The sequence below is a fragment of the Campylobacter concisus genome, assembly GCF_003048605.1.
GTDB lineage: Bacteria > Campylobacterota > Campylobacteria > Campylobacterales > Campylobacteraceae > Campylobacter_A > Campylobacter_A concisus_BM.
This window is the reverse complement of sequence record NZ_PIRX01000007.1, coordinates 44,682-56,204: the sequence shown is the minus strand read 5'-3', so window position 1 is coordinate 56,204 and position 11,523 is coordinate 44,682. Positions and strand designations below refer to the sequence as shown.

Genomic DNA, 11,523 nt, shown 5'->3' with positions numbered 1-11,523 from the left:
ATGTTAGAAGGAATCGTTAGAGAGAGTATCGGTAAGAAGTCTGCGAAGGCTTTGAGAAGAGATGGTTATCTAATCGCCAACATTTATGGCAAGGGATTAGAGAATGTTGCAGCTGCTTTTAAAGTCAATGACTTTATAAAAGAAGCACGCAAAAAAGAGAGCCTTGCTTTTGATGTAAAAGTAGGCGGAAAAGTTTATAATGTCGTTATTGTTGATTACCAAAGAGATGTTGTTACAAGCGATCTTAAACACGTAGATCTAAAAGTAGCACTTCCAGGCGTTTTATCAAAATATATGATCCCAGTTAAGCCAGTTGGAACACCTATTGGTCTTAAAAATAAGGGCGTTTTGATCCAGTCAAAAAGACGTCTTTGCGTAAAATGCACGGCTGAAAATTTACCAAATTCATTTGACGTTGATGTAAGCAAACTTGACATTGATGATACGATTTTGGTTCGTGATATCACAGCTCCTAAAGGCGTTACTATCATTGACGCTGACCGTGTTGCGGTACTTGGAGTTATTAAAGCTAAATAAAAAGGGCTTTTGTGACACTAATAGCGGGGCTGGGAAATCCTGGCCCCAAATACGAAAACACTAGACACAACATAGGCTTTATGCTTATAGACCTCCTAAAAGACTCAAATTTCAAAGATGTTAGCTCAGCTAAATTTCAAGGCGAAGTTTTTAAATTTAACGACATTATCTTGCTAAAACCAACAACCTTTATGAACCTCTCAGGTCAAAGTGTTAAAGCGGTAAAAGACTTTTATAAACCAGATAGGATAATCGTCATCCACGACGATCTTGACCTTAGTTTTGGCGCGGTTAAATTTAAAAAAGGCGGCAGTAGCGGCGGACATAACGGCATAAAATCGATCGATAATCTAATAGGCAACGACTATGAAAGAGTGCGTGTTGGTATCGGACATGAGGGTGATGCTAAAAATTTCGTCCTTGGCGAGTTTAGCGACGAGGAGAAAAAGGCTTTAGATGAAATTTTGTCCTATACAAAAAATGCAGTTTGCGAGCTGCTAAAGAGCGACATCAACGAAATTTCACAAAAATTTACGGTAAAAAAAGGTCTTATCAAATGAAACTATACGCCAGATACGTTGGCTGGGTCTATATAAAATCTTTTCTTATCGTATTTTTAGCGCTTGAGCTATTCTATGTTGGCATTGATCTGCTTACAAATTTAAAAGATCTGCCGCCATCTGCCAACCTTCAGCTACTCTACGTTGGCCTTACTGCGCTAAGTGCCATTAGCTACGTTTTGCCACTTTCACTCATTTTTGCGCTAATAATTTTGCATGTAAATATGGTTCGCTCAAACGAGCTAATTAGCTTTTATGCTCTTGGTATCAGCAAAAACAAGCTCGTTTTACCGCCATTTCTTATCGCACTTTTTGTGACGATTTTTTACGTTGGGCTAAATTTTACGCCATTTGCTTATGCGCATGACTATCAAAAAAGCATCGCAAAAAACACCGCTTTTTCAAAAAGTACAAACGACTCATTTTTGAAATTTGAAGGTAAATTTATCTATATAAAAGAGCTAAACTCAGCCAAGCAAAGGTCAAATGACGTGAGAATTTTTGACATTAATGGCACTGACCTGCTCTCAACAACCTTTTCCGACCACGCTAAATTTAAAGACAATGAGTGGGTTTTAGAAGATGTAAATCAGACCTTTTTGCCTCAAAGCTTAGAGCTTGGCGAAAGTGGCTTTAGCAAGGTAAAAAGCGAAAATTTAGATGCGTTAAGAGGCTTTAAGCCAAAGAGCATCGAGAGCGCTGCAAGCGTTGAAAACTCGAAATTTAACATACCTGATGCGATAAATTTTATAAAGACATTTAAAAACGAAGGCATAGGGCTTGATAGCGCAAGGACGGCATTTTATAACCTTGCCATCACGCCATTTTTTGCGCCATTTTTATTGCTTATTTTCTACTATCATTTGCCAGTGACTGGCAGGTTTTTTAACCTCGCACTCTCAACATTTATCTTTGTTGTGATAACACTCGTAGTTTGGGGACTTCTCTTTATCTTAACTAAATTTGCTCAAACCTCAGTCATCTTGCCAGAGATCGGCATGGTTCTCCCTGTTATTTTGCTTTTTGCATACGCCATTTATCTCATAAAATCGCATCGTTAAGCCAAATTTTGGCAACTTTTTTGTAAAATCAAGCCATTTTAAAAAAGGCTATTTTATGGATTTTAAAGAGCTTGCAAGCAAATACAAAACCCCACTTTACGTTTATGATTTTAACTACATTAAAGAGCGTTATGAGGCACTAAAAAACGCATTTTACGCTAGAAAATCTCTAGTTTGCTACGCTGTAAAAGCAAACTCAAATTTAAGCGTTTTAAAATTTCTGGCTGATCTTGGAGCTGGATTTGACTGCGTGAGCATCGGCGAGGTCAAAAGAGCGCTTCTTGCAGGTGCTAAGAGATATCAGATCATCTTTAGCGGCGTTGGCAAGAGCGATGAAGAGCTAAAAGAGGCTTTAGAAAATGAAATTTTGCTGATAAATGTCGAGAGTTTTGCCGAACTTTTAAGGCTTGAAAACATCGCAAAAGAGCTAAATTTAAAGGCTAGGATTAGCATCAGGGTAAATCCAGGCGTTGATGCAAAAACTCACCCATATATCTCGACAGGGCTAAATGAAAACAAATTTGGCGTCGATGCGGAAACAGCTAAAAAGATGTATATCCACGCTAAAGCTTCAGAGTTTCTTGAGCCAACTGGCATACACTTTCACATCGGCTCGCAGCTAACTTCACTAAGCCCGATAATAGACGCTGCAAAGATCGTTAGCGAGCTTTTAAGGGAGCTAAGAGCGCTTGAGATCGATATCAAATTTTTTGATGTTGGCGGCGGACTTGGCATCATCTATAACGATGAAAAAGAGATAAATTTATACGACTACGCACAAGGAATTTTAGGCGCGCTAAAGGGTCAAGATGTGACCATCGTTTGCGAGCCAGGACGCTTTATCGTGGGCAATGCTGGCTACTTTGTCGCAAGCGTTTTATATGAGAAATTTAACGGCAAAAAGAGATTTGTCATCACTGATGGCGCGATGAATGATCTCATAAGACCAAGCCTTTATGGCGCTCATCACAAAATTTTTGTCGATGGCAAGGATGAAAATTTAGGCACTTGCGATGTGGTCGGTCCAGTTTGTGAAAGTGGCGACTTTTTAGCAAAAGATATCAATCTACCAGAGTGTGAAAGTGGCGACGTCATCGTGGTTAAAGGGGCTGGAGCTTATGGATTTAGCATGAGCTCAAACTACAACACAAGAAACAGAGCCGCTGAAGTTTGCGTGCTTGATGGCAAAGATAGGCTGATAAGAAGACGTGAGTGCTTTGAGGACGTTGTTGCACCTGAGATAGAATTTTTGGAGAGCGCTGATGCAAGAGCTAAATGAGCTTAGAAAAGAGATCGATAGCATCGATGATCTCATTTTAAATAAACTAAATGAGAGGATGAAGCTTGTCGAGCAGATCGGCAAGCTAAAGCAAACGAGTGGGACGCCTATATATCGCCCTGAGCGTGAGCGAGCTATCATAAACCGCTTAACAAGCCTTAGCAAAGAAAAAGCCTTAAATAAGGCTGCGATCGAGGCTATTTATCTTGAAATTTTTGCTGTTAGTAGAAATTTAGAGATGCCTCAAAAGATCGTCTATCTAGGACCTGAGGGTACTTATACGCATCAAGCAGCGCAGAGTAGATTTGGCGCGATGAGTGCCTATCTGCCACTTGCTACGATCGAGGCAGTTTTTACGAAGCTAGCTCAAAAAGAGGCGAAATACGGCGTCGTGCCTATCGAAAACAACACCGAAGGTGCTGTTGGAGCTACGCTTGATTGTTTGAGTAAATTTGATGATATAAAGATAGTGGCAGAGCTCTACGTAGATATCCACCACAGCTTTGTTAGTATAAATGAAAATTTAAAAGAGATAAAGCGAATTTACTCGCATCCGCAAGGCTACAACCAGTGCCGTAAATTTTTAGAAGATCACCTGCTAAATGAGGTCGAATTTATTCCAGCCAAATCAACTGCCGCAGCCGCATATATGGCATCTATGGATAGAGAATCAGCCGCCATTTGCTCAAAAATCGCAGCTAAAATTTACAACGTGCCAATTGTCTATGAAACTATTGAAGATAATATGGCAAACAGAACGAGATTTTTGATCTTAAGCGATTTTAAAAACGCCAAGGTTGAAAACTCGAAAACTTCGATCCTTGCAAAGACCGATCACAGCCCAGGACGCCTTGCTGATCTGCTTTCTATCTTTAAAAATGAAAATATCAATATCACAAAACTTGAGTCACGTCCTATCAAACAGCGCGAATTTAAGTCAATTTTTTACCTTGACTTTGAAGGGCATATCGACGATGAGAAGGTGCAAAACGCCTTTGAACTCGCAAAAGAGAGCGGTGCTGAGATAACGTGGCTTGGAAGCTATTTAAACGGAGATGAGTAATGAAATTTAATGACTTTTTAGATGATCTAGTAAATTACGAGGCTGGAAAGCCGATCGAGCTTGTAGTTAGAGAGTTTGGCATCGATGCAAAAGATGTGATAAAGCTAGCGAGCAATGAAAACCCTTTTGGCACTAGCAAACGCGTAGAAGAGGCGCTAAAAGAGGTCGCTAAAAACGCACATCTCTATCCAGATGATAGCTACTTTGAGCTAAAAGATGGGCTGGCTAAGAAATTTGGCGTAACTAGCAAAAATTTAATTATCGGCTCTGGAAGCGACCAGATCATAGAGTTTGCACTTCACGCAAAGGCGAATAAGCAAAGTGGCGTTTTGATGGCTGGCGTGACATTTGCAATGTATGAAATTTATGCAAAACAAACTGGGGCTAAAATTTACCGCACAAAGAGCGTGGAGCATAATTTGAGTGAGTTTTTAGAAATTTATAACGCGCACAAAGATGAAATTTCAGTCATTTTTCTTTGCTTGCCAAACAACCCTTTGGGCGAGTGCATCGATGCCGAGGATGTCTATAAATTTATAAAAAACATTGGTGAAAACACGCTTGTCGTGCTTGATTGTGCATACAACGAATTTGCTAAATTTAAAGATAGCAAAAAAGAGATAAAGCCAAGCGAGGTGGTGAAATTTAAAAATGCCATCTATCTTGGCACTTTCTCAAAGGCCTACGCACTTGGTGGCATGCGTGTTGGATACGGCGTGGCAAATGAAGAGATCATAGGCGCTCTTTCAAAGCTAAGAGCTCCATTTAACATCACAACTCCAAGCCTAAGAGCGGCGATAGTGGCGCTTGGAGATGATGAATTTGTGCAAAAAACTATGCAAAACAACTTCGAGCAGATGAAGAGATATGAGGAATTTGCAAAGGAAAATGACATAGAGTTTATCCCAAGCTATACAAATTTCATCACATTTAAATTTAACGAGCCAAAATCAAGCCAGATATGCGAAAAGATGCTAAAAAAAGGTATAATTTTACGAGATTTAAAAAGCTATGCCTTAAATGCGGTGAGAATCACCATCGGTCAGGCATGGCAAAACGATAGAGTTTTTGAAGAGTTAAAGCAAATTTTAAAGTAGGGATATGGATTTTAAGGCATTACTTCATCAAATAAGTCAAATTTATCAAAAGCTTTCACTAAAACAAAAGATCGTCGCGGGCAGCTCGATCGTCTTAGTAGTGGCTTTTTTGGTATTTTTAACGCTTTACAAAAGTAAAAGTGATAGCTTTGCAGGATATAGCGTCCTTTTTGAAAACATCAGCCCAAGCGACTCAGCCTTAATAGTTGATCAGCTAAATAAAGATGGCATAAAGTATAAACTAGCAAATGAAGGCACTATCCTTGTGCCAACAAGCGATGTTTATAAAGAGCGTATCGCTGTTGCAACGCTTGGCATACCAAAAGAGAGCAAGATCGGCTTTGAAATTTTTGACAAGCAAGAATTTGGCGCAACAGACGCCGAGCAGAGAGTTAAATTTCAAAGAGCGCTTGAGGGCGAGCTAGCTAGAACGATCGAGAGCCTCTCATCTATCCAAAAAGCAACCGTAAGAATAGCCATACCAAAAGAGAGCGTCTTTACTGAAAGACAAGCACTTCCGACCGCTTCTATTGTCGTTGAGCTAAAGCCAGGGGTTAGTTTAAATGCGAAGCAAATTTTTGGCATTAAAAACCTAGTTGCTGCTTCTGTTACAAATTTAAGCACCGAAAACGTAAAGATCGTCAATCAAGACGGCGTCGCACTTGGCGATGAAGACGGAGAGTTTGATAGTGATGCCATAGCTCAGCAGATCCGCTATAAGCGCGAGTTTGAAAATAATTATGAGCAAAAGATCGTAAATGTCCTAGCTCCTATCGTGGGCGGGGCAGATAAGGTCGTAGCAAAGGTAAATATCGACTTTGACTTTGATAAAAAAGATACAAAAAGCGAGGTTTATGACCCAAATAACGTCGTAAGAAGCGAGAGCAACATCGAAGAAAAGCGCCAAGGCTCGGCTCCAAATGAAGTAGGCGGCGTACCAGGTGCAGTTAGCAACATAGGCCCTGTTCAAGGGCTAGATGACAGCACTTTAAAAGAGCAGTACAACAAAAGTTCGCAGCAGACAAACTACGAAATTTCAAAGAAAGTGACAAATGTCAAAGGGCAGTTTGCCAGCATAAACAGAGTAAGCGCAGCTGTCGTTATAGACGGACTTTATCAAAGTAAAAAGGATAAAGACGGCAAACCAACTGGCGAGCTTGAATTTGCCCCGCTTACTAAAGAGCAAAGAGAGTCAATCACAAATTTAATCAAACAATCAATCGGCTACAATCAAAATAGAGGCGATGAGGTAAGCTTAGATAACTTCGAGTTTAAAACTGGCAAAGATGTCAGCACTGGCGAGAAGATGGATGGCTTTATGAATAACTACGTGATGCCTTTCTTGCCGCTACTTAAATACATCTTTGCAGCACTGCTACTTTACATCTTCTACAAAAAAGTTATCGTGCCATTTATGCAAAAGATGCTTGAAGAGACTAAAGAAGAAGAGGAGCAAGCCCAGGACGATCTTGAAGATATCGAGGTGGATGCTGAAGATACGCTCGAGAAATTTAAAGCTGCTCGCAAGAAGGTCGAGGAGCAGCTTGGTCTTAGCGGTGAATTTAACGAGGACGAGCTAAAATACGACGTGCTTCTTGAAAAGATGAAGATAGTAGTCACCGAGCGAAGTGAGGAAATTTCAAATTTACTCCAAGATATGGTTAAAAACGATAGTGACTTTAACATGCGTAAGGAAATTTGATGTCTATAAAACTAACCGATAAGCAAAAGATGATATATGACGATCTTTCGATGCCAGAAAAGATCGCTATTTTACTAATACAGCTTGGCGAAGAGGCGACGGCTCTTATATTTTCTCACATGGATGTTGATGTCATCACTGAAATTTCAGGCTACATAGCAACTGCAAAAAATATAGACAAACAAGTTGCAGGCGCCATTTTAGAAGAATTTTACGCTCTCATGCAGTCAAATCAATATATGAGAAGTGGCGGCTTAGAGTATGCAAAAGAAATTTTATACCGCACATTTGGTCCAGAGGCTGCGCAGAAAATTTTAGACAAGCTTGCTAAAAGCATGGAAAACTCAAAGAGCTTTGGCTATCTTGATAAGATAAAGCCACAGCAACTTGCAGACTTCATCGTAAAAGAGCACCCTCAAACTATCGCGCTAATCCTTGCCCACATGGACTCAACAAGTGCTGCCGAGACGCTAAGCTTCTTTTCAGATGAGCTAAGAAGCGAGGTAGTGATCAGGATGGCAAATCTTGGCGAGATCAGCCCATCAGTCATCAAACGTGTTTCAACCGTGCTTGAGGGCAAGCTTGAAAGCCTCACATCTTACAAGGTCGAGGTTGGTGGCCCAAGAGCTGTGGCAGAAGTGCTTAACAGACTTGGCCAAAAAGCTAGCAAAAGCACGATCGAGCGCATCGAGCAAAGCGACGATAAGCTTGCCACAACGATCAAAGAGCTTATGTTTACATTTGAAGATATTATCAATCTTAACGCAACTGCGATTAGAGAAATTCTTAAAAATGTCGATAAAAAAGACCTTATGGTTGCATTTAAGGGTTCAAGCGATGGCATTAAAGATAAATTTTTATCAAATATGTCTCAGCGTGCAGCCGAAGCCTTTAAAGAGGAGATGCAATACCTTGGCGCTGTGCGTGTAAAAGATGTTGAAGAGGCGCAAAGACGCATCGTTGAGGTTGTTCAAGGCCTAGCTGATCAGGGCGTCTTCCAAGTTGGCGAAGCAGATGAGATGATAGAATGAAAAGTAGCGTAATAACAAGTGAGACCTCGCCGGCTCACTTTATAGAAAATTATAGATTTAAGGTGCTTGGGAGCAATGAAAGAGCCCAAGATAGCGCACCTGTTTTGATAGAAGAAAATAATCTTAGTGAAGAGCTAAATGAGCAAAATTTAGAGCAAGGTGGTGAAAATTTCACGCCGCAAAGCCAGCCAGTTCACCAAATGCAACCAAATATGCAAAATCACTTTGCGCCTCAACCTCAAAATAGTCAAGCTCACCAGCCTGGATTTGACTCGAGTTTTGTCGAGGAGCTACTTAAAAAGACAGATGAGCTAAGCAGCAACATCATCAAACTTCAAATGCAGATAGAAAATCAAGAGAGTGAATTTGCAAAGCGTCTTGAAGCTGAGATCGCCCGTGCAAAAGAGGATGGCAAAAACGAAGGCATAGCTCAAACAAACGCTGCAAACGAGGCAAAGATAAAGGAGCTTGAGGCTAAATTTAGCGCTTCAGCTGCAAAGCTAGATGAGCAGTGCATTAAATTTGATGAGTTTTTGAAAAAGAGTGAGGAAGAGCTTGGGCAAACTGCGATAAAGATCGCAAAAGAGGTGATAGAAAAAGAGGTATCAAGCGCATCTAGTCAGATCGCTCATCACCTAGCAAATTCGCTTATAAAAGAGCTAAGTGACGTAAAAAATATAGAAATTCGCGTAAATCCAGAAGATAGCGACTATCTAAAAGAGCAATTTAGTAAAAACGAACGCGTAAAAGTAAGCGCTGATGACGCCATAAGCAAAGGTGGTGTGGTGATAATAAGCGAGGGTGGAAACATCGATGCGACGATGCAAACAAGGCTTGAGAAGCTAAAAATGCTGGTAAATAATGAATAAAGATGTTAAAAGCCTAAATGTCGATGAGCTAAACGCGCTTTGCCACGACATCAGAGATAAAATTTTATCCACCGTTAGCAAAAATGGCGGCCATCTTAGCTCAAACATCGGCGCAGTCGAGATCATCGTTGCGATGCATAAAATTTTTGACGTTACAAAAGATCCATTTATTTTTGACGTGAGCCACCAAAGCTACGCGCACAAGCTACTAACTGGGCGCTGGGACAAATTTGATACGCTTAGAAAATTTAACGGTATCAGCGGCTACACAAAACCAAGCGAGAGTAAATTTGACTACTTTGTAGCGGGCCATAGCTCGACGTCCATATCGCTTGCAGTTGGCGCTGCAAAGGCGATCAAACTAAAAAATGAAGAGCGCTTGCCAGTAGCTGTCATAGGTGACGGCTCGTTAAGTGGCGGCATGGCGTATGAGGCGCTAAATGAGCTGGGGGATAGAAAATATCCTTGTGTCATCATCCTAAACGACAACGAAATGAGCATAAGCAAGCCAATAGGCGCGCTTAGCAAGTATCTAAGCCAGATGATGGCTGGGCAGTTTTATCAAAAATTTAAAGGCAGGGTTGAGCGCTTTTTAAGCTACATGCCAGACTCTGCAGCCTATATGGCTAGACGCATGGAGGAGGGCATCAGGCTCATCACTCCTGGCATGTTTTTTGAAGAGCTTGGACTTGAGTACATAGGCCCAGTCGATGGGCACGACCTCTCAGCACTTCTTAGCACATTTGAAACAGCCAAAAATATGAAAAAACCAGTCATCGTGCATGTGCAGACGCTAAAGGGCAAAGGGTATGAATTTGCGGAGGGTTATTATGAAAATTGGCACGGAGTTGGGCCGTTTGATCTAAAAAGTGGCGAATTTATAAAAAGACAGTCAAACAAGTCAGCCACGGCGATCTTTAGCGAGCAGCTTTTAAAGATGGCAAGAGAGCACAGCGACATCGTTGGCGTAACAGCTGCGATGCCAACAGGCACTGGCATGGACGCGCTTATACATGAGTTTCCAGACCGCTTTTGGGACGTGGCGATAGCCGAGCAGCACGCTGTCACCTCGATGTCAGCCATGGCAAAAGAGGGCTTTAAGCCATTTGTCGCGATATACTCGACTTTTATGCAAAGGGCATACGATCAGGTCATCCACGACGCTTCTATCTTAAATTTAAACATCACATTTGCGATGGATAGAGCAGGCATCGTGGGCGAAGACGGCGAAACGCATCAGGGCGCTTTTGATATTAGCTTTTTAAACGCTGTGCCAAACATGGTTCTTTTTGCTCCAAGGTGCGAAGAGAGCATGAAAAATGTTATGGAATTTGCCTACTCTTACAAGGGTGTTAGCGCGTTTAGATATCCGCGTGGGGCGTTTATCTTAAGAGATGAGTTTAAAGCTAAACCGCTTGAATTTGCCAAGGGTGAAATTTTGGCTGACGCAAAGAGTGAGACCGCATTTTTAGGCTATGGCAACGGCGTTGGCAAGGCAAATTTAGTTAGAAATTTACTAGTTGGCAAGCTTGAGGTGATCTTAGTTGATCTAGTCTTTGTAAAGCCACTTGATAGAGAGCTTTTATGTGAGCTAGCAAAACGCACTAAAAAGTGGTATATCTTTAGCGATAGCGCTAAAAAAGGCGGTGTTGGCGAGATCGTAAGTGCCTTTTTACAAGAAAATGGCATATCAAATGTAAGCGTTGTTAGCTTTGAGTATGATGATAAATTTATCCAGCATGGCTCGACAGCAGAGGTTGAAAAGAGCCTTGGCATAAGCGCTGAGCAAATTACCCAAAAATTACTAGAGAATAATTAATATCATTTAATAAAGAAACGTTTAATATTACTTTTGCTAGCATAAAGCAAAAATTTGTATAGGGGAAAATTATGCAATATGTATCGTTGCTAAAACAGTCTGGGCTTAAAGTAACGCCGCAGCGTCTTAGCGTTTTGAGAATTCTTGATCGTCACACACATCCAACGATCGATGAGCTTTATGATGAAATTTTGAAAGAAAATCCATCAGTTTCGCTCGCAACTGTTTATAAAAACCTAAACACTCTAAAAGACGAGGGTCTAGTGGTTGAAGTAAATATCGTCAATCAAAAGGCGAGATACGACATCTACGAGCATCCGCACATCCACGTGGTTTGCGAAAACTGCGGTAGCGTCGAGGATATGAGCTATGATGACTCAGAGCTTGGCAAATACCAAGAAGCGCTTGAAAAAAAGATCGGTAACATCATCGAGCGCCTAAATATCGTTGCTAGCGTAAAAAGCTGTAAGCACTGCCGATAAGGCAAAATTTATGTTGCATTACG

The 11,523-nt window shown here is 41.1% G+C and carries 11 protein-coding genes; all 11 read left to right on the top strand.

The window, feature by feature from the left end; genetic code table 11:
• The 11 genes from CVS86_RS06975 (at window position 1) to CVS86_RS06925 (ending at window position 11,500) form a co-directional block, all read left to right on the top strand.
• Window positions 1-537: a 50S ribosomal protein L25/general stress protein Ctc gene (locus CVS86_RS06975; protein ID WP_002939542.1), complete on the top strand. Its 537-nt coding sequence runs from the start codon at window positions 1-3 to the stop codon at window positions 535-537.
• Window positions 538-548: 11 nt separating this feature from the next.
• Window positions 549-1,097, top strand: a complete 549-nt coding sequence (pth, locus tag CVS86_RS06970; RefSeq protein WP_107791411.1) for an aminoacyl-tRNA hydrolase — start codon at window positions 549-551, stop codon at window positions 1,095-1,097.
• Window positions 1,094-2,158 carry an LptF/LptG family permease gene (locus CVS86_RS06965; protein ID WP_107791410.1) on the top strand — a complete coding sequence of 355 codons (1,065 nt, stop codon included), beginning with the start codon at window positions 1,094-1,096 and terminating at the stop codon, window positions 2,156-2,158. The genes pth and CVS86_RS06965 overlap by 4 nt, the downstream gene beginning before the upstream one ends.
• A gap of 55 nt (window positions 2,159-2,213) precedes the next feature.
• The gene (gene lysA, locus CVS86_RS06960) at window positions 2,214-3,437 is read left to right on the top strand and encodes a diaminopimelate decarboxylase (protein ID WP_107791409.1); all 1,224 of its coding nucleotides are present in this window, start codon (window positions 2,214-2,216) and stop codon (window positions 3,435-3,437) included.
• On the top strand, window positions 3,421-4,500 hold the full coding sequence (gene pheA / locus CVS86_RS06955) for a prephenate dehydratase (protein WP_103620195.1): 1,080 nt from the start codon (window positions 3,421-3,423) through the stop codon (window positions 4,498-4,500). Before lysA ends, pheA begins: the two co-directional genes overlap by 17 nt.
• Complete coding sequence (gene hisC / locus CVS86_RS06950) at window positions 4,500-5,597, top strand: histidinol-phosphate transaminase (RefSeq protein ID WP_107791408.1); 1,098 nt, start codon at window positions 4,500-4,502, stop codon at window positions 5,595-5,597. The genes pheA and hisC overlap by 1 nt, the downstream gene beginning before the upstream one ends.
• Before the next feature lie 4 nt (window positions 5,598-5,601).
• Complete coding sequence (fliF, locus tag CVS86_RS06945) at window positions 5,602-7,299, top strand: flagellar basal-body MS-ring/collar protein FliF (RefSeq protein ID WP_103597392.1); 1,698 nt, start codon at window positions 5,602-5,604, stop codon at window positions 7,297-7,299.
• Entirely contained in the window at window positions 7,299-8,330 is a 1,032-nt protein-coding gene (gene fliG, locus CVS86_RS06940; RefSeq protein WP_012001435.1) for a flagellar motor switch protein FliG, read from the top strand. Before fliF ends, fliG begins: the two co-directional genes overlap by 1 nt.
• On the top strand, window positions 8,327-9,199 hold the full coding sequence (fliH, locus tag CVS86_RS06935) for a flagellar assembly protein FliH (RefSeq protein ID WP_107791407.1): 873 nt from the start codon (window positions 8,327-8,329) through the stop codon (window positions 9,197-9,199). Before fliG ends, fliH begins: the two co-directional genes overlap by 4 nt.
• A complete protein-coding gene (gene dxs, locus CVS86_RS06930) occupies window positions 9,192-11,018 on the top strand; it encodes a 1-deoxy-D-xylulose-5-phosphate synthase (RefSeq protein ID WP_107791406.1) in 1,827 nt (608 codons plus the stop codon). Before fliH ends, dxs begins: the two co-directional genes overlap by 8 nt.
• Before the next feature lie 71 nt (window positions 11,019-11,089).
• On the top strand, window positions 11,090-11,500 hold the full coding sequence (locus CVS86_RS06925; protein ID WP_009294652.1) for a Fur family transcriptional regulator: 411 nt from the start codon (window positions 11,090-11,092) through the stop codon (window positions 11,498-11,500).
• The last annotated feature ends 23 nt before the right edge of the window (window positions 11,501-11,523 follow it).